Genomic DNA, 24,042 nt, shown 5'->3' with positions numbered 1-24,042 from the left:
CAACAAAGGAACAACAGTGGCATTGGACTTTCAACGGAAAATCCCCGCGTCGTTTGAGCGCGTGCGGGGCAACGAATTCGGGTACAACGCCAAACAGGTGGACCAGTTCCTCCAGCGGGCCAGGGTGGCACTAGAGACGCCGAAGGCCGCCATCCACGCCGTCACGAGCGCCGATGTCCGGAGCGTGTCCTTTGACCCGGTCAAGGGAGGTTACGCTGCCGCCGTCGTCGACGCAGCGCTGGACCGGCTCGAAGACGCCTTCGCCCGCCGCGAACGGGACGAACTGATCGCCGCCAAGGGCGAGGATGCCTGGCTGCGGGAGATCGGCAGCCTCTCCGGGATCCTCCGGGGCCGCCTCCACCGGCCTGAGGGTGAGCGCTTCCGGCGCCCGTCAAAAAAGAAGGCCCGCAGTTACAACATCCTGGATGTGGACAATCTTTGCTACGACCTGATCGGCTACCTCGAAGAGGACAAGCCGCTCAGCGTGGACAATGTCCGCCGGGTGGTCTTCCGTCCCGCCGTGGGCAAGGACGGTTACGAAGAGACCCAGGTTGATGCCTTCCTGGACCGCGTGGTTGAACTCATGGCGGCCATCGACTGACTGCCCGTTAGCTGGTCACGGGACTCAGCGTTCGGTCACCAACGGCCGTTCGGGAGTGTGCAGCCGAGTCATGACGCGGCTCATGGTCCGCGGAATCCGGTGTTTTGTCCCCCGGGAGACCAACACCGTCACGGCGAAGGCGGTGGCAACCGTCCACGCCGCCGGCTGGGCCAGCCAGAAGGGCGTGCCGGCAGCGCCCAGGACCGTTCCCCACACCATGGCGCCGCCGCAGAGGACGCCGCCGGTCACCATTCCGGCAATGGCGCCGGCATCGGTGAGTCCCCGCCACCAGATGCCCAGCAGGAGCACCGGGCACACAGTGGAGGCGGTAAACGCGAACACCAGGCCCACACTGCCGGCCAGAGCCAGGGAATCAGTCATCACGGCAAATCCCAGCGGAACCACAGCGGAGACGACGGCGGCGAGCCGGAATCCCCGCACGCTGCCGCCCAGGACGTCCTGGCTGATCACGCCAGCCAGCGAGACCACCAGGCCCGAGGTGGTGGACAGGAACGCGGCGAAGGCCCCGGCCACCACCAACGCTGAGAGCAGGTCGCCCGCGGTTCCACCGATCAGCTGCCCCGGCAGCAGGAGAACCACCGCGTCCGCCTGCCCTGACCGGGCAAGTTCGGGCGCGAACATCCGCCCCACCAGCCCGTAGGCGGTGGGAAACAGGTAAAAAACGGAGAGCAGCCCGAGCACGATCAGCGTGGTCCGCCGTGCCGAGTGTCCGTCCGGATTCGTGTAGAAGCGGACCAGGACATGGGGGAGCCCCAGCGTGCCGAACAGCAGCGCCACCAGCAGCGAGATGTTCTGGTACGGCCCGGCGGGGGCCAGCCCGGTGGGATTCACGACGGCGGGGGCCACGGCGGCACTCCCGTCACCGACGAGCGTGAACACGATGAACAGGACGGGCACGGCAAGGGCGGTGAGCTTCAGCCAGAACTGGAAGGCCTGCACAAAGGTAATCGAGCGCATGCCGCCGGCCACAACGGTCAGGCACACCACAACCACCACGGCCACGGAGCCTACCCAGGCCGGCAGCCCGGTGGTGATCCGGATGGTCAAGGCCGCGCCGTGGAGCTGAGGCACAATGTACAGCCAGCCCACCACAACCACCACCACGCTGGTCACGCGGCGGACTGCGCGTGAGTCCAGCCTGGCCTCGGTGAAGTCCGGGATGGTGTAGGCGCCGGAGCGGCGCAGTGGTGCGGCCACAAACAGCAGCAGCATCAGGTAGCCGGCGGTGTAGCCCACGGGAAACCACAGCGCGTCGGTACCGGACAGCAGGATCAGCCCGGCCACGCCCAGGAAACTCGCCGCCGAGAGGTACTCCCCGCCGATGGCCGAGGCGTTCCACCATGGCTTGACGGTCCGGGAAGCCACGTAGAAATCGCCGGTGGTCCGGGAAATCCGCAGGCCGTAAAACCCGATAGCGGCCGTTGCCAGCGAAACCAACACGAGAGCGATCACACCCACTGCGGGATTCATGAGGTGGTCACTCGTCCCCGGCCAGGTCCCGGTAGCGGGCCTCGTTCCGTGCGGCGGTCCGGATATACAGCCAGGCGCTGAGGCCGATGACGGGATAAATGCCTGCACCGAGCAGGATCCAGTCGAACGGGATCCCCGCGATCCGGGTCTCGGCGAGGCCCGGGATGGCTGCCAGCAGCAACGGGAACGCGCACAGGATTAGCATAAAGCCGATGGCCACCACCAGGGCGAGTCGCAGCTGGGAACGGATCAGGGAGCGGACGAAGACCTGCCCCACCTCGGATTCCTCCGCCGCCTCGCGCGACTCCCGGGCCGGCCGGGGTGCCGAGCGCGGAGCGGTGACACGGACCCGGGTCATGCCTGCGGCCGGATGCGGGTGGCTTCCAGTTTTTCCCTGACCGTGGGAAGGTGGCGGCGGCTGATGGGCAGGCCGGCACCGGCCACCGAGACGCTGGGCTTGTCCGCCGCCAGCTTCATGGACTGCACATGCTTCAGCGCCACGAGGTAGGACCGGTGCGTCCGGATGAACCCGGCCTCGGCCCACTGCTGCTCCAGGTCTGCCAGCGGAACCCGGATGAGATAGCTGGCATCCGCGGTGTGCAGCCGGGCGTAGTCGCCCTGCGCCTGGACGTACGTGACGTCGTCGCGCCTGATCATCCTGGTGGTGCCGCCCTGGTCAACGGTGATCATCTCGGGGGCAAGGCCGCTGCCGTCGCGCAGCAGCTCGCTGATCCGTCCCACCGTCCGGGACAGCCGCTCGGCCCGGACGGGCTTAAGGAGGTAGTCCACGGCGGCAAGCTCGAACGCCTCCAGGGCGCAGTCCTCGTCCGCGGTGACAAACACCACCACCGGCGGTTTGCTGCTGCGCGCGATGGCGCGGGCAACATCAAGGCCGGACACGGCGGGCATGTGAATATCCAGGAAGACGGCGTCAATCGTTTCGGTGTTCAGGGCCCGCAACGCTTCTGTGCCCGAAATGGCCCGGTGGATGACCCCGATCCGGTCATCCTTGCCCAGGAGATAGGCCAGCTCCTCCACGGCGGGTAACTCGTCGTCGGCGACGAGGACATTAATCATGGTCCTACATTAGCCGCCTTGGAAAGCTGGGCTTCAGGCGTCGTGGCCGGGCTGGGATTTGGGCACGCGCATGGTGATCAGCGTTCCCTCGCCCGGGGCCGTCTCGATCACCAGGCCGTGCTGGTCCCCGTAAACCTGCCGGAGCCGGGCGTCCACGTTGCGCAGCCCCACGTGGTCGCCGTCGTGGTGCCCTGCCAGCATCCTCTGGAGCTCGGCAGGGTCCATCCCCACGCCGTCGTCCTCTATGGTCACTTCCGCATAGGCGCCCGAATCATTGGCCGTGATAGTGATGTGGCCCGCCCCTTCCTTGGCCTCCAGGCCGTGCCTGACGGCGTTCTCCACCAGCGGCTGCAGGCTCAGGAACGGGATGACGGTGCTCAGGACTTCCGGCGCGATCCGCAGGCTGACCTGGACGCGGTCACCGAAACGGGCACGCTCCAGCAGCAGGTACCGGTCAATGCAGCGCAGTTCCTCCGCCAACGTGGTGAAGTCACCGTGGCGCCGGAACGAGTACCTCGTAAAATCAGCGAACTCCACCACCAGCTCGCGCGCCCGCTCCGGATCCGTGTTGATGAACGACGCGATCGCGTTCAGCGAGTTGTAGATGAAATGCGGACTGATCTGGGCACGCAGCGCCCGCACTTCGGCTTCCATCAGCAGCGTCCGGGATGCGTCCAGCTCAGCCAGCTCCACCTGGACGGCCACCCAGTCCGCCACTTCGCTGGTGGCACGGACCAGGCCTGCGCCCGCCGCCGGGGCAAACGCCGCCACGACGCCCACCACCCGTGAGCCCGCACGGACCGGCGCGATGACGGCGGCGAAGCTTCCGGAGGCATGGCCCGTCCCCAGGTCCCGCGCTTGTAGTACAGCGGTCCGGCCGCCGAGCAGGACGTCGGCAGCCAGGTCCATCAACAGGGGCTTCAGTTCCTCGGCGGCACCGTCCCAGGCCAGCACGCCGGCCGTATCGGTGATGGCCAGCGCATCACAGCCCAGCAGGTTCCTGAGCTGCCGGCTCGCCTTGGCGGCGCCCGCCGGATTGAGGCCCGTACGCAGATGCTGCCCGGCACTCGATGCAGCGTGGAGGGTGTTGTACGTGGCGCGCTCGGCATCGGTGCCCAGTTCGCGGAAGGACCGCAGCACCTTGAGTCCCACGCCGACGACGACGGCAATCGCCAGCGCGATGACGGCAACGGCGGCGGCGGTCAGGAGAGGGGAGTCCGGCATGGTGCCCAGCGTAGCGGCGGGCGCCGTTTGCCGCAGCATCGTGACCGCTGAGCGACCATACCGGCGTAGAGTCTGGAATGTAGCGCTCATCACGATGCATAGTGATTGCAGTCACATTGGCAGAAGGCTGTTCAGCCGGTGTGAACCAGGCAAGTCTCAATGAGGAGGAACGATGGGTAACGATGCCCACACTCCGGACGCAGCGGCGTCCGTGGACTTCGAACAGGTCCAGTCGACAGAGCGGTTCCAGGAACTGCGCAAACGTCACCGCAGCTTTGTGTTCCCCATGGCCGTGGCATTCCTGCTGTGGTACTTCGCGTATGTCCTGCTGGCTGACTACGCCGTCGAGTTTATGTCCACCAAAGTGTGGGGCAACATCAACGTCGGCCTGATCCTGGGCCTGCTGCAGTTCATCTCCACGTTCGCCATCACCGGCTGGTACGTCAGCTACTCCAACCGGAAGCTGGACCCCATCGCGGCGGAGATCCGCAACGAAATCGAAGGCCATGAGTTTGATAAGGACGGCAACATCGTGAGCGGAGTGACCAAATGATCGGGATTGCCACGGCCGTAGACGTTGCCGACCTGAAGGAAACCACGCTGCTCAACATGGGCATCTTCGGCCTGTTTGTCGCCGTCACCATGGTGATTGTGCTGCGGGCCAGCCGGAACAACAAAACCGCTGCAGACTACTACGCGGCCGGCCGCTCGTTCACCGGTTCCCAGAACGGAACGGCCATTGCCGGGGATTACCTGTCCGCCGCATCGTTCCTGGGCATCACCGGCGCAATCGCCATCAACGGGTATGACGGGTTTATGTACTCCATCGGATTCCTGGTGGCCTGGCTCGTGGCGCTCCTGCTCGTGGCCGAACTCCTCCGGAACACCGGAAAGTTCACCATGGCCGATGTTCTCTCCTTCCGCCTCAAGCAGCGGCCGGTCCGCATCGCGGCGGCCATCTCCACCCTCGCCGTCTGCTTCTTCTACCTGCTCGCGCAGATGGCCGGAGCCGGCAGCCTCATTTCGCTGCTGCTGGGCATCAGCGACTGGGGCGGACAGGCACTGGTGATCATCGTCGTCGGCGCCCTGATGATCATGTACGTCCTGATCGGCGGGATGAAAGGCACCACCTGGGTCCAGATCATCAAGGCGATCCTGCTGATTGCCGGCGCGGCAGTGATGACCTTCTGGGTCCTGGCCATCTACGGCTTCAACCTCTCCAGCCTTCTTGGTGCGGCGGTTGATACCGCCGGCAACCCGGCAGTGTTGAACCCCGGCCTGCAGTACGGCAAGACCGAGACATCCAAGCTGGACTTCATGTCCCTGGGCCTCGCCCTGGTCCTGGGAACGGCTGCCCTGCCCCACGTCCTGATGCGCTTCTACACGGTGCCCACGGCCAAGGAAGCCCGGAAGTCCGTGGTGTGGTCCATCTGGCTGATTGGCCTCTTCTACCTGTTCACCCTGGTGCTGGGTTACGGAGCCGCTGCACTGGTTGGCGCCGAAACCATCAAGTCAGCCCCCGGCGGCGTCAACTCCGCCGCACCCCTGCTGGCCTTCCACCTGGGCGGGCCGCTGCTGCTGGGCTTCATCTCCGCCGTAGCCTTCGCCACCATCCTGGCTGTGGTGGCCGGGTTGACCATCACCGCCGCAGCCTCCTTTGCCCACGACATCTACGCCAGCGTCATCTCCAAGGGCAAAGCCGACGCCGACACCGAGGTCAAGGTGGCGCGGCGCACCGTGGTGGTCATCGGGGTGATGGCCATCCTGGGCGGTATCTTCGCCAACGGCCAGAATGTGGCCTTCCTCGTGGCGCTCGCCTTCGCGGTCGCGGCGTCGGCTAACCTCCCGACCATCATCTACTCGCTGTTCTGGCGCCGGTTCACCACCCAGGGTGCGGTCTGGAGCATGTACGGCGGCCTGGGCTCGGCCATTGTCCTGATTGCCTTCTCGCCGGTGGTTTCCGGCCTGAAGACCTCCATGATCCCGGGGGCCAACTTCGCCTTCTTCCCCTTGAGCAACCCCGGCATTGTGTCCATCCCGCTGGCGTTCCTGCTCGGCTGGCTGGGTACGGTGCTGGACAAGAAGCGCGAGGACTCGGCCAAGCAGGCCGAAATGGAAGTACGCTCCCTGACCGGTGTGGGTGCGGAGAAAGCCGTGGACCACTGATTGATGACTGACTAAGGAACAAGCCGACAGTCCGGTGCAAACTGACAGTCAGAGAGCCCCTGTGCCTTAAGCCATGGGGGCTCTCTGACGTTCGAGCTGGGGGCGACGTTTAAGCTGGGTGCTCTGTGGCGTTCAGGCTGGCGGTGGCGTCAGTGCTGATGGTGGCCAGCCGGCACGGCCGGACTGCCGTGCTGACCATGGGCCTGCCGATGCAATGAGGGCGGGTCCCCCATGTGGAACCATGATGCTGAACCGGCAGTCGGGTTGCAGTGGGTCGATGTGCAGTGGCAGGTGATGGGCCCGTGAGCATGCCTTCAGCTGGTCGAGTGCGTCGGGGTCAACGGATGCGCTTGCCACGTCAATCTCCAGCTGCAGGCCTTCGCGGAGGGAATTGGCCCGCTTGAGGACGGAATAGAGGGCGTGGATGCTTTTGGTCGTGACATGTCCTCTGGCCGAAACCTGTGCACGGGCCTCATCGAGGTCAACGCGAACAAGAATGCTGAGTTTTTCTGTCACGGTCGGCTGCCCTTCATTTGGTGGGCCGCGACGCTGCGGCCCCACCAGGAGTAGGCGCATAATGTGACGTGCGCAACACATTGAATTGCTCGGGCACCTTCGATGCAGGGCGCGGGGTGGCGGGCTCCGCAGAATCAGCCACGTTCAGGCACGGCTGGTGTACAGGCCGTAGAGTTCATTGCTGGTCGGTGCGGGGAGTGCCGGCCTTTGCAGGTTCATCCATACTTAAGGGCGGCGGGCGGCGGGCGGCCGGCGGCCGGATAGGGCGGACGGTGGCGTGAAGAGTTTCGAAGGTCCACGCCGGGCCGCTCTGACACATAAGGCTGCGCTGATGCTCACGGTCAAGTATGTGGCTGTTTCTGTCCGGTCCGATATGGCCGGCGGGCGGTTGGCCTGTCCGGGGTGCAAGGGCAGGCTGCGCCCGCGGGGCTGATCCGCCACGGCACCGGTACGGGCCCGACCATGATGCGCGGGCGTCCGCGCCGGGGGTGATGCGCGGATTATTCGGCCACACATGGCGCTGTTGGGCGTGGATCTGGGCGGCCCGGAGGGGCTCGTGGGCGTGTCCGTTCAGGAGCAGCACCTCCGGTGCCGTGGGCGGGACGATGTGCGCCCCACCACGTCACCGGAGGCCCTTTCTCAAATGGCCCGCCAGCGGTGGTGCATCCACTCGAAAGCGAGAATTCCCGGATCGGCTTCAGGGGTCGTCCCACGAGGCGCCTGATCCAGGGCAGTCAGGCGGCAGCGGTCCCGCGGACGCGTTGCCTGAATGCCGTCAGTCCTTGTCGTCGCCGCCGCTGGTGTTGATGGTGCCGTTAACGCCTGCCGGGAAGAACCCTCCAGAAGTGACCTCCTCGGGAGTCAGGTACGCGATGTTCAGCACCTGGGCAGCGGTGCGGCTGAAGGCCAGTCCGTTGGCGTCGGTGGGAACGAGGTTGGCCACGGCGGCGGTGCCTATGCCCTGATCCAGGTCGGTCGTGCCGTCGAGGCTGTCACGGGCGTCCGAAATCTTCTGCGCTGTGGTGTAGATGGAAGGCGTCTGGACTCCCAGGGCGTAGAGGGTCGTGCGGATGATGCCGGCGTGGTAGGCCTCCACGACCAGGAGCCCTGCAGCGGCTTCCAGATAGGTCTTATTCCTGATCAGCGGTGCCGCGCCTTTGTACGCTGTGACGCCGACGTCTTCGAAGATATAGGCGCCGAAAAGGAAGTTGACCTCGTTGGCGTAGACATCGAATTTCTCGTGTGCCCCGACCAGTCCGGCGGCGCGGGCCGCTGCGGTGAAGCTGTCGTTAAGATTGATCCGCGGCCGGGACACGGCAGCGCTTCCCAGGGCACTGCGCAGGAATGCCACATGGGATTTTTCATCAGCGGCGATCTCTTCGGCGTACTTTTTGATCAGGGGCGTCTGAAAGGACACTGCCCTGCCGCCGACGACGGGGCCCCGCGTCCCTGTTCCGGTGGTCATGTTATCCGCCAATCCCATGCCGGTGACGGCCCGAAGATAGAACTCGGCCTCGAGGTATTCGAGGTTCAGGGCAAAGTTCAGGATCGCCGAATCACTGGGCGCCCCGGCATCCGCCGCAGCGGACGATGCCGTGGCCATGCCAGCGGCGACAATCGCGGCACCGGCCGTGATTCCGCTGAGCCCGGCCGCACGGAAAAAGCGGCGACGGTCCACCGCGTTTTCAGAACTCCGGGAAATGGCGTCAACAATGAAGCGTTGTTCAAACATTGGACGTTCTCCTGCCATTCAAATGAGATGGCGGGGGCAGGATTAATTCCTTTAGCGCACCCCAGCGCTGCGACGGCCCTCGTCGCCACGGCCAAACGGGCCATGATAGGGATTAAGATACCGGTCCCGGAAGCGATACGAAAGTAGAATGACCCAGTTCCCTGGAAGGTGCGGGTTGACTGTCGTCTCGATCGGCTGGCTTCCTGAGAGTTGTGTCCGGCTCACTAGGGGTTCACAGGTTCGGTGCTGACGGGTGTGTTTCGGAGGCGAAAAGGTGCTCTGACAAGGGAAAATACGCCCGCGAAGGGGTACTTTCTCGATGCACAGTTGGTATTCCCTTCAACCCCGTCACGTTAGCGGCCAATCGCTGATCCCACGCTGGAGTCAAGATCCTCACAGGCTTGATGGACGCCGGGATAAGTCCATCCCAGCGCCCGCGTTCGAAATACGTAAGGATTCCACCCGCGACGGCGGCTCCGCCGGTTGGCATGATGGGGTCATGGCCTACCCCTCGGAACCCTTCGCCCGCATCGGCATTATTGGCGGCACCGGCCTGTACCGGCTGCCCGGCGCCGCCGTGCTGGAGACGCTGGACGCCGCGACACCGTTCGGCCCGCCCTCCAGCCCCGTCACCATTGCCCGGCTGGCCGCACCGGACGGCACAGGCGGCTCGGACGGTCCGATCGTCGCGTTCCTGAGCCGGCACGGCCGTGGGCACAGCATTGCCCCACAGCAGATCAACCACCGAGCCAACCTCTGGGCCCTCAAGAGCATGGGCGTGGAAGCTGTCATCTCCTGCGCGGCCGTGGGCGGACTCGTTCCCGGCCACGGAACCGGGACCTTTGCCGTACCGGACCAGTTTCTGGACAGGACCTGGGGCCGGGCGGATACCTTCTACGACGGCTCGCTGGGTAGCGGAGTGCAGCACTTGCCCGCCGCCGAGCCCTACAGCGCCCCGCTGCGTGCGGTACTCATCGCCGCCCTGGAGCTGCAGGGCGAAGACTTTGCCCGGGCCGCCACCGTGGCCGTCATCAACGGGCCACGCTTTTCCACCAAGGCCGAGTCCGCGGCCCTGGTCCAGGCCGGTGCGCATCTAGTCAGCATGACCCAATACCCCGAGCCCGTGCTGGCGGCGGAGCTGAACATGCACTTCGCCGCGCTGGCGTTCATCACGGACGCCGACACCGGCCACGATGGTTCCGAGCCCGTGACCGCCGAGCTGGTGCTCGGCCGCTTGGCGGCAGCGCAGCCGCGTATCCTGGCCGTGCTGTCCGCCACAGTGCTGAAGGTGTCCGCGGCGCTGGCCGGGATGGAGCCGGCGCACGACGGCGGATTCCCGCCGATGGCACTCATGCCCGCCGACGCCGTGGCTACTGTGGTGGGCGCTCCCGGTCAGGTCTTCTCCGGCCCGCCACGGGACGCGCCGTGAGGATTCTGGTCACGGGCGGAGCCGGTTTCATTGGCGGCCACATCGTCGATGCCGCCCTGGCCCGCGGCTGGGAGGTCCGGATCTTGGATTCGCTGGATCCGGCGGTGCATCCGGACCGGCCGGCAGCAAATCCCGGCGCGTCCTTGCTGGTGGGCGACGTTGGCGATGCATCCACCGTCGCTGCGGCTTTGGAGGGGATCGACGTCGTTGTCCACCAGAGCGCCAAGGTGGGCCTCGGCGTCGACTTTTCCGATGCGCCGGACTATATCCGCAACAATGACCTGGCCACGGCCGTGCTCCTGGCCGGCATGGCCTCGGCCCGCACGGACAAGCTGGTGCTCGCCTCCTCCATGGTGGTCTACGGCGAGGGCGCCTACACGGACTCATCCGGCCGGCTGGTGCGGCCCGGCCCGCGCCGGGTGGAGGATCTGAACCACGGAATCTTTGACCCCCGGGACCCGGTCAGCGGCGAGCTTCTGCTGCCGGTACTGGTCACCGAAGACGCGGTGCTTGACCCGCGGAACGTCTATGCGGCCTCCAAACTGGCCCAGGAAAACCTGGCGTCGGCGTGGGCCCGTTCAACCGGAGGCACTGGCGCGGCCCTGCGGTACCACAACGTCTATGGCCCCCGGATGCCCAGGGACACCCCTTACGCGGGCGTGGCCAGCCTGTTCCGCTCGGCGTTGGCCCGCGGGGAGGCGCCGCGGGTGTTCGAGGACGGCGGCCAGCGCCGCAGCTTCATCCATGTGGCGGACGTGGCGGAGGCAAACCTGTGCGCTGTTGAGGCGTTGGCGGCGGGCGGGGTCATGGCGCCGGGGACTATGAGGGCATACAACGTGGGAGCCTCGGAGGTCCACACCATTGGTCAGATGGCGGGGGCCCTGAGCGCTGTTGGCGGCGGACCGGTTCCTGTGATCACAGGGGACTTCCGGCTGGGCGACGTCCGGCATATCACCGCCAGTTCGGCACGGGCCAAGTCAGAACTTGGCTGGGCTCCGCGGCATGCGTTTGAGGACGGCATGCGCGAGTTCGTCACGGCCCCGCTGCGCGGGGACCGTGCATAAACGCGGCCTAGACGGCTGGTCCCCGGCCCTCCTGCCAGGCCGGTATCCGCAACAGAAACCGGCACCCACCGTCAATGTTGGCAACCTCCAGGGTGCCACGGTGGGCCTGGACTATGCCGTGCACCAGGCTCAGGCCAACCCCTGCACCGCTATAGCGCGATTTGGTGCGTCCGGTGTCCCTCCGCCAGCCCGCGGTGAGCATCCGGGGCAGGTCCTCCGCCGGGATCCCGCCGCATCCGTCGCGCACCTCCACCACCGCTTCGCCGGCCGTGGAGGCCACGGCAACGTAAACGGTACTGCCGTGGGCGCTGTACAGAATGCCGTTGAGGACCACGTTTCGGATGGCCCGGGACAACGACGCACCATCGGCAGCCACCAACGTGGGGGCGACGGCGTCGCCGTTGATGGCAATGGCCCGGCTGGCGGCGACGGGGGCGAGGTCGGCGATGACGTCACTGACGACGTCGTACAGGTCCAATTGCTGGTGGTCCAGCACCAGGGTTCCGGCCTGGATCTTGGAAAGCTCGAGCAGGTCATTGACCAGCACGGCCATCTGGTCGGCCTGGCTGATGATTCTTTGGTGGTAGTCGGACACGTCCTCGGCAACACCATCCTCCAGCGCCTCGGCCATGGCGCGCATGCTGGCCAGCGGAGTGCGCAGGTCGTGGGAGACCCAGGCCACCAGTTCGCGCCGTGCGGCCTCCACCGCCAGCTCCCGGTGTCTGGATTCTTCGAGTTTGTGGCTGGTGGCAGCAAGTTCGGCGGCCAGCGCGGACAGTTCCGAGGTCATTTTCCGTTGCGGCGCCACGGGCTCTCCGCGGCCGATTCTGGCCGCGTCCCCGGCCAGGCGGTTGGTGTTCCTTGCCAGCCCTACTCCCAGGAGCACTGCGACCACCGTGGCAACGACCGAGGCGATGGCCAGGATGAACCACATCACCTGAAGATCCGCCTCCGAGATGAACATGGCGTTGAAGGCGCTCACCATCCCTGCCACCAGGATGGCAATGGTGGCCAGGACCACGAGCAGGATCTGCACCACAATGGAGGTCCTGCCGAGCAGTCGCTGCAGCACCACAGTCACAGCGCCGATGGCCAATGCCCATGACAGCACAACCGTGACAATGGTGACCAGATCGCCGCTAGTCATGGCTGGCCGGCTCCGTGCCGTCGTCGAACCTGTACCCCACGCCCCACACCGTTTTCAGCAGCACGGGCGTGGTGGGGTTGGCCTCGATTTTTTCGCGCAGCCGGCGCACGTGCACTGTCACCGTGGAGAGATCGCCAAAGTCCCAGCCCCAGACGGCCTTGATGAGTACGTCGCGGCTGAAGACCTGGTTGGGGCGGCGCAGAAAGAACGCCAGAAGATCGAATTCCCTAGCTGTCAGTGCGAGGTTCTTATCGCGGTATCTGACCATGCGCGAGGCCGGGTTGAGGGCAAAGCCGGCCAGCTCCACGGGCGGTTCCGGAGTGAATTCCTTGATGCTGCGGCGAAGCACGGACTTCACGCGCAGCACCAGCTCACGCGGTGAGAAGGGCTTGGTGACGTAGTCGTCGGCACCCATTTCCAGGCCCAGGATGCGGTCGTCCTCGGTGCCAAGCGCTGTGAGCATGATGATGGGCATGGACTGGGTGAGTCGGATCCGCCGGCACACCTCCACCCCGTCCAGGCCGGGCAGCATGCGGTCCAGGATGATCAGGTCCGGGTTGTGCGTCCGGGCCAGGTGCAGGGCGCTGAACCCATCGCCTGCCATATCCACCTGGAAACCGGCCAGCACAAGGTAGTCGTGGACCACCTGGGCGATGGTGGCCTCGTCTTCAACGAGCAGGATGCGCCGGTTGCCAACGTCCACGGCGTCCGCGTCGGGCTGGACACTATTCACGTTCCCAGCATAGGTTCGTGGACGCCGCTTTGGGTCTGTACGCGGCTGCCGGAGGGCAAGCGTCCCGGTTCCGTAAGGATTTCCACCTGCCGCGCCGGGCCCGCGGATTCTACGGTCGAAGGGTGGAGAAAGAGCAGGGAAATTCGCATGATGAAACCGGTGCGGCCAGCGGCCGCGGCGGATCGGACGACGACGCCGGGGGCGCGCCGGCCGTACTGGTGGACGTGGTGCTGCCCTGCCTCAACGAACGTTCGGCCCTTCCCCGGGTGCTGGCGGCACTGCTGCCCGGATATCGCGCAATAGTGGTGGATAACGGGTCCACCGATGGCTCCGGCACGCTGGCCGCCAGTCTGGGGGCCGCCGTCGTTCACGAACCGAGGCGCGGCTTTGGGGCGGCAGCCCATGCTGGCCTGGTGGCTGCCACGGCGGAGTTTGTGGCCTTCTGCGATTGCGATGGTTCGCTGGACCCTGCACGGCTGGCCCCGATGCTGGAGTTGGTGCGCACCGGGCGTGCCGATCTGGTCCTTGGGGCCCGGCGACCGGCCCCCGGCGCCTGGCCGATCCATGCCCGGGTGGCCAACATCGTCCTGAGCCGGTGGCTGCGCCGAATGACGGGAGTCCCCGTTACGGATCTGGGCCCGCTACGCCTGGCCCGGCGCAGCGCGTTGCTGGGGCTGGACCTCACCGACCGTCGCAGCGGCTTTCCGCTTGAAATGTTCCTCAAGGCCCACCGCGACGGCTGGCGCCTGGCCGAGGTCCCGGTGGCGTATGCGCCACGCCTGGGCAAGTCCAAGGTGACCGGCACGGTGCGTGGAACCCTGACAGCACTCAAGGACATGAGGGCGCAGCTGGCCGCCGCATCGCGGTGGGCGCCGCGGACGAACCCCGCTTGGCCGACCGCGGGCGGACCTCCAGCTGGAGCCCGGGCAACCAGGCCATGAACCTCACCATCGCGGTCATCGCCAAAGAGTGCATCGCAGGCAAGGCTAAGACCCGGCTCACTCCTCCGCTCACGCCGGCGCAGGCCGCAGCCCTGGCCCAAACCAGCCTCAGCCAGACGCTGGAGACGGTGCGGTCCCTCCCCGCGGCCAGACGGTTGCTGGTGTTTGACGGGACGCCGCGCCGCAGGGACGCTGCGGGTTTTGAAGTGGTTGCCCAGGGCACCGGCGCGCTGGACGAACGGCTGGCGGCCATCTGCTCGCGGGTCACCGGTCCGCTGCTGATTCTGGGCATGGACACCCCCCAGATTTCGCCTGCACCACTCGCCGAGCTGGTGGAGGACTGGTCCGCCGCAATGCCCCGCCATGACGCCTGGATCGGCCCGGCCTCGGACGGCGGCTTTTGGGCCCTGGGCCTGCACCGGCCCGACGGCGGCCTGGTCCGGGGCGTGGAAATGTCCACCCCTCGGACCGGGGCGCGCCAGTTGGCCCGTCTGGCCGGCGCCGGCCTGGTTGTGGGGCTGCTGCCCACCTTGACGGACGTGGATCACTTTGCCGATGCCCTGGCCGCGGCCCGGGATTGCTCCGGCACGCCGTTTGCCCGCGCGGTTGACCGTCTTGCCCTGGGGTTGCCGGTTTCGGCGCCGGCCAAGGCATCGACCGGAGGGTGGGCCCGGCCGTGAGCACACCGGGAGCCGCCACCGAGACCGGGATCCGGGCCGGTGGCGCACCTGCGGCCGGCGCCATCCCGGTGGCTTTCTTTGGTCAAGGAGGACACGAGCCCTACGCGGGCGGCCTGTCCGTCGGACTGGGGCACCTGACCCTCCGCCCGGAATCCATCGGGCCCGAATCCATCGGGCCGGTCCACTTCAGCATGCTCGGCTGGTCCGCCCCGGCCACCGCCTGCGAACGCGAGCTGCTGCGCACCCTCCGCGGACCCGTACTTGATGTGGGCTGCGGCCCTGGCCGGATGCTGGCCGCTGCCCGGGAACTGGGATTGGCGGCAATGGGCGTTGACACGAGCGCTCCCGCGGTTCTGCTGGCCACCAGCCTCGGCGGCGCCGCCATCCATGGCTCCATCTTTGACCCGGTCCCGCACGAGGGAGGTTGGGCTTCGGCGCTGCTGCTGGATGGGAACATCGGCATCGGCGGGAACATACGGTTGCTGCTGGAGCGTGTTGCCGCACTGCTGGCACCGGGCGGGCAGGCGCTGGCAGAGGCCGAAACCCCCGATACCCTCGATGTGGCCTACCTGGCCGTGTTAGAGGATTCGGCCGGACGGGCCAGTGCTGCCTTTCCCTGGGCCCGCGCCGGCGCGAAAGCGCTGGCCGCCCATGCGGCCCGGGCGGGGCTGGTCTCCGTCGCCACCCGGAGTGTTCAGGGCCGGGTCTTTTTGACGCTGGAACGTCGGGTGTAAAACCCGACGGCGGTCATAACGCCCGCAGCGGCCACCACCAGAACCAGCCAGAAGATGCCCAAGGCCTGCACATAGTCCCCCTGCAGGACTGTATCGTTGGCTCCGCTTCCCGGGCCGCTTGGCTGGAGCACCTGCTGGGCGCGAATCAGCGGGGCTGCCAGCAAGGTCACCACCGCCCCCACGAGCAGGGCCCCGCGCACTATCCCCTGCTGGACGGGGCGCAGCCCGTACGTCAGCCGCGACAGTCCGCCGCCGGCCAGCGTCGTCACGGGGACCAGTACGCCGTCGTGCACCACCAGTGCTGCGGCAAGCCAGGCTGCCACGCCGATCAACTGGGCAAGCGGCACATTGGCCAGGAATCCGAATACGGCATAGCTGAGGGCTGCCACGCCCAGGACGCCCAGAGCTGCCCGCACCCACCAACTCGTTCCGCGCTCCACCGTCGCCGGCGGGCCCAACAGTGGCAGCCGCATCAGATTACCTCCAATTTGTGCACCCATTTGGTCTGCAGTACCCCCGGGCGGCCGGGGGCGATGATCCGTGCGGGATAGCCGTGGTCAAGGTCCAGCGGCGCGCCGTTGAGCTCCAGCGCCAGGAGCGTCTGATCGTCCTGGCTGTACGCGGCGGGCATAAAAGAACGCCCATAGACGCCGCCCTTCTCCAGACTGGAAATCTGCAGCACGGCGTCCGCCGGTGCGTCCACCATGGCCATCAGGTCCCGGATCCGGACACCACGCCATTGGGCGCCCTGGCTCCAACCCTCCACGCAGGCGATGGGCAGCCCGTAGCTGTACTGGGGCAGGGCGGCCAGCTGGGCCAGCGTCAACGTCTTCTGCACCGATTCCGCGGCCACGGTCAGCACCCAGTCGGGGGCCAGCGCAGCGCCCTCAACACCGGCCTGGGCCGCGGTCCTGTTGATCGGTACCCCCTGCGGCCCCGTATCCATTCGGCGCGGCCCGAAGAGGTTCAGGCCCGCCAGCCATGCGAAGGACTGGCCCGCCGTGGTCAGAACGAGGACGCCGGTGCCGGCGGTGATTGCCGCCAGGAACCCCCTCCGGCTCCAACCAGGTCCGGGGCCAGGCGCCACGGCAGCCGGAACCGGTCCGCTGTCCGGTACCGCTTCGGCGGCAGCAGCCGATCGACGGCTCCAGTGCGCCCGGATGAGGGGCAGCTTGACCGCAATATGCAATGCGAGCGATCCGATGATCACCCAGGCCAGCCAATAGTGGACGTCCCTGAAGGAGAATGGCCAGGGGTACCAGTGGAAGGTGTTGAGCAATCCGATGGTGACTTCCACCAGCGAGGCGGACACAAAGAGGGCAATCGAAGCCCGCTCCAGGCCGTGCACCACGGAATTCAGCGGCGGCCAACGCAATAGTTCGGGGAAAACGGACCAAAGCTTGGCAGCCAGCAGCGGGATGGAAGCTATCCCGGCGGTGACATGGATGCCCTGCGTGGCGGCATACAGCCACACCGGACGGGTCGGGAAAAGCATCCAGCCAGGCGGATCCTGCAGGAGGTGGCTGAACAGCCCCGTCACGAAGCAGACGGTGAACGCCATGCCGAGCCAGCGGCCCAGCACCACCGTAAGCCGTTTGCTCCGCAGGCGGGACGAAAACCGTGCGTTCGCCGAATCCATCCGCTGCTGGAGGAGGGCGGTCAATCTGTCCATACCCAGATCAAACCACCGCGCCGCGCGCCCGGTCCCGCGCCAGACCTTACGAAAGGCGAACGCTCCTTTGGTTCCGTGGCCCACCGGCCTGCACGTGGTGCAGGATCAAGGGGTGAGCGAACCAACACGCCGCCGTGCACATGGCCGCCAGGCGCCCGGACAGGCGGGGGACAGCCCGGCGGCACACGGGACGCCGCGCGCCGGCGCCACCGTGGCGGCGCTGGCGCTGGCGGCATCGCTGGCCGGCGCCGTCTGGTGGACCGTCACCACCGATCCGTCAGCGGAGTGGGTATCCCCCCTTGGCACGCTGGCGGCCTGGGCACTCTTTCTCCCGGCAGTCCTGATGGCACGCCGGATCCCCGCCCGGCAAGCGGCCGCCGTCGTGCTGCTGGGCTCCGTGCTGCTGGGTACCGCGGCGATTTCGGCACCGCCCGCCACGAGCAATGACTCCGCCCGCTACGCCTGGGACGGCATCGTCCAGAAGGCGGGAATTTCCCCCTACCGATATGTGCCGACCGATGACGCCCTGCAGCCGCTGCGGCCGGAATGGCTGTTCCAGGATGCAGGACCGGACGGAACCTGCCACACCAACCCCTTTCCCACCGGCACGGAGACCACCACCAAAACTCCCGGCGTGGGCGCCCTGTGTACGGCCATCAACCGGCCCGCCGTGCCCACCGTCTATCCGGCCGTGGCGGAGCTGTATTTCCTCACCGTCCGGCTCATCCCCGGTGCCGAGGTGGCGTTCATTGCCTTCCAGCTGGCGGGCCTGCTGCTGAGCCTGGCCGTGACCGTGCTGCTGCTGGCGTTCCTTCGCCGCACCGGCCGTCCGGCACACCAGGCAGTGTGGTGGGCCTGGTCCCCGCTGGTGGCCTTTGAAGCCATCAACGGCGCCCATGTGGACACCCTCGGCGCCGCCCTGGCGCTGGCCGCGGCGCTGCTGCTAGTGGGCCAGCGCACGCTGGGTTCAGGAATAGCCTTCGGCGCGGCGGTGGCCACCAAGCTTATTCCCGCCATCAGCGCCCCGGCACTGCTCTACCGCCGGCCGGTCCGCTTTGTCGCCGCGGCCGCGGCCACCTTCGCCGTGGCGTACGTGCCGTATGTCCTCGCCAGCGGCTGGACAGTGCTGGGCTACCTGCCCGAATACCTTCGCTCGGAGGGGTACGACGGGCAGAACAGCCCGCGCTTCACACTGCTGAAGCTGGTCCTCCCAGCCAGCTGGGCGGCGCCGGCGGCACTGGTGCTGCTGCTGGGTCTGGCCGTGTATGTCTGGCGGACCACCGACGCCGCCCGGCCCTGGGACGGGCAGGTTTTCATGGTCGGAGGGACGCTGCTGCTCGTCTCGCCCAGCTACCCCTGGTACGCCCTGCTGCTCCTGCCGTTCGTCGTGCTCAGCCGGCGCTACGAGTTCACCGCCATCCCCCCCGTGCTGGCAATGATGTACTTCACCGGCGCCGAACCATACGGCCAACTGGGGGCCAGGCTGGGCCTGGGCGCCGCCGCCGCCCTTATCGTGGTTGCGACAGTGATGAGACAACGGCGTTCCCCGGGTTCAGGGAGGACCTCCACGCCCGTGTGAAACGCGGCCACGGCTGTGCTGTAGATAGTTGAGGACGCCGTAAGAGTCACCACGGCCGGAGGCATCCCTACAGGGGAAGCTTTCCTCGGAACGCAAATGGATCAGCAGGCACAGAAGCATCTGACCGGGGCTGTTCCCCGCCGCTACGCCTGGGGCTTGAGCTTGATGTTGATCATTTTCAGCTCGTCGGTGCCTTCGAAGCGGTAGACGAGGTCGATCTTCTTGTCGCCGTCGCAGGCGATGAGGCCGGCTACGTCGGCGGTCTTGGTGCCGTTCTCGGTGCTGGCCTTCACCTCGTTGTAGGCAGTCTTGCAGGTGCTATCCATCTCCAGGGTCTTGATACCGGCGATGAAGTCCTCCTTGGTCAGCTGCTCATGGAGGGCGGGGTCAAGATAGTCGTCGTAGGCCTTGGAACTGTCGCCGGCAATCACCAGCTTGGTGAAGCTGTCAGCCAGGCCCCGGGCATGGTTCGTGGCCCCGTTGACAATGTTGACCAGGATGAGGACGCCGACGACCGCCAGCAGCAGGACACCGCCCACAACGCCGAGGATAGTCCACAGCTTCCGGCGGCTTTGCGCCGGGGCTCTTGTCCGGGCAGGCCGAATGGCCCCTCTGACGAGTATTGCCCGGGTGCACCGTACTGCGCGGGCGGGCCGAACTGCGACGGTGCACCGTTTTGCCCCGGCGCGCCGTGCTGTGGCGGGTTGCCGGGCAGCGGTGGCGCGCCATGCTCCCCGGGCTGCCCCGTTGGTTGCGCGGGCCAGGCCGCCGGCTGGACCGGCTGGTACGGTCCCTGAGGATTGCTCACGATGGAGCCTTTCCGGCAACGCACTGGCACTGCCTTATTGTTGGGACCCGCTGAACGGCACCCATGGATTCACCTTGGAACAGCCTATAACCCAGCCCGCCGGCGCTGGGTATCGGGGCGGTAATAAGGGCCGCTGGCCTAAGCGTCTCCGGATCCCCGCTCGAGCAGCGGCTGGATGCGGAACGGGATGAGTTCGCTCATGGCCAGTGCGGTGTCCGTCCTGTCCACTCCATCGCACGCCAGGATTTTCCCGTTGATCCGGAAGAGGTCCTCGGCGTCCAGGGCCACTACCCGGAGCAGGAGGTCAGCAGAGCCGGTGAGGCCGTAGCCTTCCAGGATTTCCGGAATGCCGGCGAGGTCATGGGCCAGCTGTCCCAGTTTCTGCTGCTGGACGTGGACGGAAATGAACGCCATGAGCGGATAGCCCAGGGATGCCGGGTTGATGCGCCGTTCGAAGGACAGGAAGACGTGCTTCTTCTCCAGCTGGGCCATGCGCGCCTGCACGGTGTTCCGGGACAGCCCCAGCTTCTGGGCCAACGCCACCACGGTCCGCCGGGGGTCGCGGGCCAGTGCCGAGAGCAGCCGCGTGTCCGTGCCATCCAAAGTTTGCATAATGCGCAACGTTAGCACGGTGAGGGCAGCGCAAACAGGGCATTATGCGCAATATCCGCAGCGGTGGTTGTACCCATTGAGCATTGTGAGTAGGGTCACAAATATCCGGGCAACGGCGCCCGGGCGGCCGGCGGCGGGCGGGACCACAAGTCCCCAGGCTCCGGTCAAACGACGTGAGAAGGTTGCGTGCCATCGTGTCTACAGACAGGAACCTGATCCAGCTGGTTACCCCGGCAGGGGAGCGGATCAGCCACCCGGAGTTTGACCCCTGGGTGAAGGACATCGGGGATGAGCAGTTGTGTTCCCTCTACGAGGACCTGACGGTCATCCGGCGGATCGATGTTGAGGCCACCGCCCTCCAGCGTCAGGGCGAGCTCGGTCTTTGGCCCCCGTTGCTGGGGCAGGAGGCGGCGCAAGTCGGTTCCGGCAGGGCCCTGCGCGAGGACGACTTTGTCTTCTCCAGCTACCGGGAAAACGGTGTGGCGTACTGCCGCGGCGTGGACCTGACGGACATTACGCGGGTGTGGCGTGGCACGGCCTCCTCCGGGTGGGATCCGTACTCCGTGAATATGGCCACCCCGCAGATCATCATCGGCGCGCAGACCCTGCATGCCACCGGTTATGCCATGGGCATCCAGAACGACGGCGCGGACTCGGTGGCGGTGACATACTTCGGCGACGGTGCCACCAGCGAAGGCGACGTCAACGAGGCCATGGTCTTTGCCGCCAGCTTCCAGGCACCCGTGGTCTTCTTCTGCTCGAACAACCACTGGGCAATTTCGGAGCCGGTGCGGTTGCAGTCCCACATTCAGATCGCGGACCGGGCCGCCGGATTCGGCATCCCGAGCCTCCGGGTGGACGGCAATGATGTGCTGGCCGTTATGGCAGCCACGCGCGTGGCATTGGACCGTGCCCGGCACAGTGGCGGACCCACCTTCATCGAAGCGGTCACCTACCGCATGGGACCGCACACCACCGCCGACGATCCCACCCGCTACCGTGACGCCAATGAACTGGAGGACTGGGCTGCAAAGGACCCCATCCTGCGGGTCAAGGCCCTGCTGGAACGCAAAGGACTCCTCACGGATCAGGTCCAACAGCACGTTCACGACAAGGCAGAGTCAGTCGCCCGCGAAATCCGTTCGGGCTGCATCGGCATGCCGGATCCGGAGCCGATGGACATCTTCAAGCACGTGTACAGCGAGCCCAACTCGTGGCTGGACCGGCAGCAGGACCACTACGCCCGTTACCTGGCTTCCTTCGGCGATCCCGCGGGAGCCACCTCAGAAGAAGGTGCACGCTGATGACCCAGATGACCTTTGCCCGCGCCATCAATTCCGGCCTGCGCAAATCCCTTGAAAACGATCCAAAAGTCATCCTCATGGGCGAGGACATCGGAACCCTCGGCGGTGTTTTCCGGGTGACCGACGGCCTCCAGAAGGATTTCGGCACCCACCGTGTGGTGGACACGCCGCTGGCCGAGTCGGCCATCATGGGCACCGCCGTCGGCCTCGCCTACCGCGGATACCGCCCGGTGGTGGAGATCCAGTTCGACGGCTTTATCTACCCTGCCTTCGACCAGATCGTGAGCCAGGTGGCAAAGCTGCACTACCGCACCCAGGGGGCCGTGAAGATGCCCATCACCATCCGCGTCCCGTTCGGAGGCGGCATCGGCTCACCCGAGCACCACTCCGAGTCGCCCGAGGCGTACTTCACGCATACCTCGGGGCTTCGCGTGGTCAGCGTCTCCAACCCGCAGGATGCCCACACCGTGATCCAGCAGGCCATCCTGTCCGATGACCCGGTACTGTACTTCGAACCCAAGCGCCGCTACCACGACAAGGGTGAAGTGGATGAGGGCATCGATCCGCGCACCGCGCTGCCCATGGACTCCGCCCGCGTTGTCACCGAGGGCACGGACGTGACGCTCGTGGCCTACGGGCCGTTGGTGAAGACGGCCAAGGACGCAGCAACCGCGGCCGCCGACGAAGGCATCTCCATCGAGGTCATTGACCTGCGCTCGCTGGCACCCGTGGACTACGCCACCGTTGAAGCATCTGTCCGGAAAACAGGCAGGCTGGTGGTCACCCATGAAGCAGGCCAGTCCGGTGGCCTGGGCGCCGAAGTTGCGGCCAGCATCACCGAGCGGTGCTTCTACCACCTCGAAACCGCCCCCGTTCGTATCACCGGGTTCGATATTCCCTACCCGTACTCCAAGCTCGAAATGCACCATCTGCCCGGCCTGGACCGGATCCTCGACGGCGTGGACCGCGCCCTCGGACGCCCGAACTCCCTCAGCGGGTTGGAAGGATGAGCGCCACCATGATCAAGGAATTCAGGCTCCCGGACCTCGGCGAAGGCCTCACGGAATCAGAAATCCTCAGCTGGAAAGTGGCAGTGGGGGACACGGTGACGCTGAACCAGGTCATCGCCGAGGTGGAAACCGCAAAGGCCGTAGTGGAGCTGCCGTCACCGTTCGCGGGCGTGATCACTGCGCTCCATGAAGAGCCGGGAACAATCGTGGAGGTGGGCAAGCCGATCGTCTCCTTCGAAGTAGCGGACGACGGCGGCGCCTCACCTTCAGGGGCTGCGCCCGCCGGGGCGGCCACTGCTGCAGCGGGGACCGCGAAACGCGAGCCGAACCTGGTTGGGTACGGCGCCGTCGTCGAAAGCTCAGGCCGTCCCGCCCGCCGGGCCCGCACCTTCACAACCCCGGTGGTTGAGCCTGTTAGGACCGAAACCCCGGTGGTTGAGCCTGTCGAAACCGAGCCAGTCAGACCTGAAGCCCCGGTGGTTGAGCCTGTCGAAACCGACACCGCGGAGCGTCCACGCTCCACCCCGCCGGTCCGGAAACTGGCCAAGGACCTCGGCGTCGAGCTGGCCGCGGTCGCGGGCACCGGGGCCGGCGGCCTGATCACGCGGGAGGATGTCCAGAATTTTGTTGGCGGCGGCGAATTGGCGGCACCGGTACGCCATCTTTCCGCCGTATCCGATTCGGTTTCCCCCGCGGGACTGGCGCCACAGGGTGGGCGGGAAGTCCGCACTCCCATCAAGGGTGTCCGCAAGTTCACGGCGGCCGCGATGGTGGCGAGTGCGTTCACGGCTCCCCATGCAACGGAATTCCTCACGGTGGATGTCACGCCCACCATGGACCTGCTGGCCAAGCTGAAGACCAGCCGGGCCTTTTCCGGCTACAAGCTCACGCCGCTGACGCTGGTGGCGAAGGCTGTGCTGATCGCTCTCCGGCGGAACCCGTCGCTGAACTCGCGGTGGGAGGAGGCCAGCCAGGAGATCGTGCAGTTCAACTACGTGAACCTGGGCATCGCCGCCGCGACCCCGCGCGGGCTCACCGTGCCGAATATCAAGGACGCGGATACCCTGTCGCTGCTGGAACTCTCCGAAGCCCTCACGGGGCTGACCGAGACGGCACGGGCCGGCAAGACCGCGCCGGCAGACCTGTCCGGCGGCACTATCTCCATCACGAATATCGGGGTCTTCGGCATCGACGCGGGCACTCCCATCCTGAACCCCGGCGAGGCTGCCATCCTGGCCATGGGGGCCGTGCGGAAAATGCCGTGGGAATTCCAGGATGAGGTGGCCCTGCGCCAGGTCATGACGCTGAGCCTGTCCTTTGACCATCGCCTGGTGGACGGGGAGCAGGGCTCGCGGTTCCTCGCCGATATTGGCGCCATCCTGGCCGAACCCGGCATGGTGCTCACGATGGTCTAGCCCACGAGTTTTGTCCAGATAATCCGGGTTTCGGGCGTTTGAACCGCTTTATCTGGACAAACTCCAGGGTCTGGGCCTGCACAACGTCCTGCGTCATGTCGTGACTC

At 66.5% G+C, this 24,042-nt stretch carries 24 protein-coding genes; 12 read left to right on the top strand and 12 right to left on the bottom strand.

The genetic code is table 11. The features are described from left to right. Positions 1-16 precede the first annotated feature (16 nt). The gene (locus tag ACVWY0_RS14540; RefSeq protein ID WP_485837306.1) at positions 17-601 is read left to right on the top strand and encodes a DivIVA domain-containing protein; all 585 of its coding nucleotides are present in this window, start codon (positions 17-19) and stop codon (positions 599-601) included. A 24-nt stretch (positions 602-625) separates the two neighbouring features. On the opposite strand, the gene ACVWY0_RS14535 is transcribed toward ACVWY0_RS14540, so the two are convergent. From ACVWY0_RS14535 to ACVWY0_RS14520, 4 genes are read right to left on the bottom strand one after another with little or no spacing between them, the layout of a single operon-like run. After that, entirely contained in the window at positions 626-2,092 is a 1,467-nt protein-coding gene (locus tag ACVWY0_RS14535) for a sodium/solute symporter (RefSeq protein ID WP_485837305.1), read from the bottom strand. A 7-nt stretch (positions 2,093-2,099) separates the two neighbouring features. Further along, on the bottom strand, positions 2,100-2,450 hold the full coding sequence (locus ACVWY0_RS14530) for a DUF485 domain-containing protein (protein WP_485837304.1): 351 nt from the start codon (positions 2,448-2,450) through the stop codon (positions 2,100-2,102). Then, complete coding sequence (locus ACVWY0_RS14525; RefSeq protein WP_485837303.1) at positions 2,447-3,169, bottom strand: LytR/AlgR family response regulator transcription factor; 723 nt, start codon at positions 3,167-3,169, stop codon at positions 2,447-2,449. Before ACVWY0_RS14525 ends, ACVWY0_RS14530 begins: the two co-directional genes overlap by 4 nt. Before the next feature lie 33 nt (positions 3,170-3,202). Beyond that, complete coding sequence (locus tag ACVWY0_RS14520; RefSeq protein ID WP_485837302.1) at positions 3,203-4,393, bottom strand: sensor histidine kinase; 1,191 nt, start codon at positions 4,391-4,393, stop codon at positions 3,203-3,205. A 172-nt stretch (positions 4,394-4,565) separates the two neighbouring features. Between ACVWY0_RS14520 and ACVWY0_RS14515 the strand changes: the two genes are divergently transcribed. After that, the gene (locus ACVWY0_RS14515) at positions 4,566-4,946 is read left to right on the top strand and encodes a DUF485 domain-containing protein (protein ID WP_485837301.1); all 381 of its coding nucleotides are present in this window, start codon (positions 4,566-4,568) and stop codon (positions 4,944-4,946) included. After that, positions 4,943-6,559 carry a solute symporter family protein gene (locus ACVWY0_RS14510; protein WP_485837300.1) on the top strand — a complete coding sequence of 539 codons (1,617 nt, stop codon included), beginning with the start codon at positions 4,943-4,945 and terminating at the stop codon, positions 6,557-6,559. Before ACVWY0_RS14515 ends, ACVWY0_RS14510 begins: the two co-directional genes overlap by 4 nt. A 132-nt stretch (positions 6,560-6,691) precedes the next feature. Here ACVWY0_RS14510 and ACVWY0_RS14505 read toward each other — a convergent pair whose 3' ends face one another. Further along, positions 6,692-7,075, bottom strand: coding sequence for a hypothetical protein (locus tag ACVWY0_RS14505; RefSeq protein ID WP_485837299.1), 384 nt, complete (start codon positions 7,073-7,075; stop codon positions 6,692-6,694). A 775-nt stretch (positions 7,076-7,850) separates the two neighbouring features. Beyond that, on the bottom strand, positions 7,851-8,807 hold the full coding sequence (locus ACVWY0_RS14500; protein WP_485837298.1) for a ferritin-like domain-containing protein: 957 nt from the start codon (positions 8,805-8,807) through the stop codon (positions 7,851-7,853). Positions 8,808-9,306: 499 nt separating this feature from the next. On the opposite strand from ACVWY0_RS14500, the gene ACVWY0_RS14495 reads away from it, so the two are divergent. After that, complete coding sequence (locus tag ACVWY0_RS14495; RefSeq protein WP_485837297.1) at positions 9,307-10,236, top strand: MTAP family purine nucleoside phosphorylase; 930 nt, start codon at positions 9,307-9,309, stop codon at positions 10,234-10,236. Beyond that, complete coding sequence (locus tag ACVWY0_RS14490; protein WP_485837296.1) at positions 10,233-11,300, top strand: NAD-dependent epimerase/dehydratase family protein; 1,068 nt, start codon at positions 10,233-10,235, stop codon at positions 11,298-11,300. The genes ACVWY0_RS14495 and ACVWY0_RS14490 overlap by 4 nt, the downstream gene beginning before the upstream one ends. A gap of 7 nt (positions 11,301-11,307) precedes the next feature. Here the strand turns inward: ACVWY0_RS14490 and ACVWY0_RS14485 are convergent, their stop codons facing one another. Beyond that, a complete protein-coding gene (locus ACVWY0_RS14485) occupies positions 11,308-12,447 on the bottom strand; it encodes a sensor histidine kinase (protein ID WP_485837295.1) in 1,140 nt (379 codons plus the stop codon). Continuing rightward, entirely contained in the window at positions 12,440-13,180 is a 741-nt protein-coding gene (locus ACVWY0_RS14480) for a response regulator transcription factor (protein ID WP_485837294.1), read from the bottom strand. The genes ACVWY0_RS14485 and ACVWY0_RS14480 overlap by 8 nt, the downstream gene beginning before the upstream one ends. Before the next feature lie 17 nt (positions 13,181-13,197). Between ACVWY0_RS14480 and ACVWY0_RS14475 the strand changes: the two genes are divergently transcribed. From ACVWY0_RS14475 to ACVWY0_RS14465, 3 genes are read left to right on the top strand one after another with little or no spacing between them, the layout of a single operon-like run. Beyond that, the gene (locus tag ACVWY0_RS14475) at positions 13,198-14,121 is read left to right on the top strand and encodes a glycosyltransferase family 2 protein (RefSeq protein WP_485837293.1); all 924 of its coding nucleotides are present in this window, start codon (positions 13,198-13,200) and stop codon (positions 14,119-14,121) included. Beyond that, the gene (locus ACVWY0_RS14470) at positions 14,118-14,801 is read left to right on the top strand and encodes a TIGR04282 family arsenosugar biosynthesis glycosyltransferase (RefSeq protein WP_485837292.1); all 684 of its coding nucleotides are present in this window, start codon (positions 14,118-14,120) and stop codon (positions 14,799-14,801) included. The genes ACVWY0_RS14475 and ACVWY0_RS14470 overlap by 4 nt, the downstream gene beginning before the upstream one ends. After that, positions 14,798-15,535, top strand: a complete 738-nt coding sequence (locus tag ACVWY0_RS14465; protein ID WP_485837291.1) for a methyltransferase domain-containing protein — start codon at positions 14,798-14,800, stop codon at positions 15,533-15,535. Before ACVWY0_RS14470 ends, ACVWY0_RS14465 begins: the two co-directional genes overlap by 4 nt. Here the strand turns inward: ACVWY0_RS14465 and ACVWY0_RS14460 are convergent. Beyond that, the gene (locus ACVWY0_RS14460) at positions 15,496-16,008 is read right to left on the bottom strand and encodes a hypothetical protein (protein WP_485837290.1); all 513 of its coding nucleotides are present in this window, start codon (positions 16,006-16,008) and stop codon (positions 15,496-15,498) included. The genes ACVWY0_RS14465 and ACVWY0_RS14460 overlap by 40 nt on opposite strands. Beyond that, complete coding sequence (locus tag ACVWY0_RS14455; protein WP_485837289.1) at positions 16,008-17,207, bottom strand: molybdopterin-dependent oxidoreductase; 1,200 nt, start codon at positions 17,205-17,207, stop codon at positions 16,008-16,010. Before ACVWY0_RS14455 ends, ACVWY0_RS14460 begins: the two co-directional genes overlap by 1 nt. A gap of 112 nt (positions 17,208-17,319) precedes the next feature. Between ACVWY0_RS14455 and ACVWY0_RS14450 the strand changes: the two genes are divergently transcribed. Then, entirely contained in the window at positions 17,320-18,786 is a 1,467-nt protein-coding gene (locus ACVWY0_RS14450) for a glycosyltransferase 87 family protein (RefSeq protein WP_485837288.1), read from the top strand. A 143-nt stretch (positions 18,787-18,929) separates the two neighbouring features. Here ACVWY0_RS14450 and ACVWY0_RS14445 read toward each other — a convergent pair whose 3' ends face one another. Then, positions 18,930-19,325: a hypothetical protein gene (locus ACVWY0_RS14445; RefSeq protein WP_485837287.1), complete on the bottom strand. Its 396-nt coding sequence runs from the start codon at positions 19,323-19,325 to the stop codon at positions 18,930-18,932. 407 nt (positions 19,326-19,732) lie between these two features. Beyond that, the gene (locus ACVWY0_RS14440; RefSeq protein WP_485837286.1) at positions 19,733-20,206 is read right to left on the bottom strand and encodes an Lrp/AsnC family transcriptional regulator; all 474 of its coding nucleotides are present in this window, start codon (positions 20,204-20,206) and stop codon (positions 19,733-19,735) included. Between the two features lie 194 nt (positions 20,207-20,400). Here ACVWY0_RS14440 and pdhA point away from each other — a divergent pair, with 194 nt between their 5' ends. From pdhA to ACVWY0_RS14425, 3 genes are read left to right on the top strand one after another with little or no spacing between them, the layout of a single operon-like run. After that, entirely contained in the window at positions 20,401-21,510 is a 1,110-nt protein-coding gene (pdhA, locus tag ACVWY0_RS14435; protein ID WP_485837285.1) for a pyruvate dehydrogenase (acetyl-transferring) E1 component subunit alpha, read from the top strand. Next, positions 21,510-22,520 carry an alpha-ketoacid dehydrogenase subunit beta gene (locus ACVWY0_RS14430; RefSeq protein WP_058929524.1) on the top strand — a complete coding sequence of 337 codons (1,011 nt, stop codon included), beginning with the start codon at positions 21,510-21,512 and terminating at the stop codon, positions 22,518-22,520. Before pdhA ends, ACVWY0_RS14430 begins: the two co-directional genes overlap by 1 nt. Further along, on the top strand, positions 22,517-23,935 hold the full coding sequence (locus ACVWY0_RS14425; protein ID WP_485837284.1) for a dihydrolipoamide acetyltransferase family protein: 1,419 nt from the start codon (positions 22,517-22,519) through the stop codon (positions 23,933-23,935). The genes ACVWY0_RS14430 and ACVWY0_RS14425 overlap by 4 nt, the downstream gene beginning before the upstream one ends. Positions 23,936-24,042 lie beyond the last annotated feature (107 nt).

It is taken from the genome of Arthrobacter sp. UYNi723 (assembly GCF_054057635.1).
This window is presented reverse-complemented; position numbering and strand designations above follow the sequence as displayed.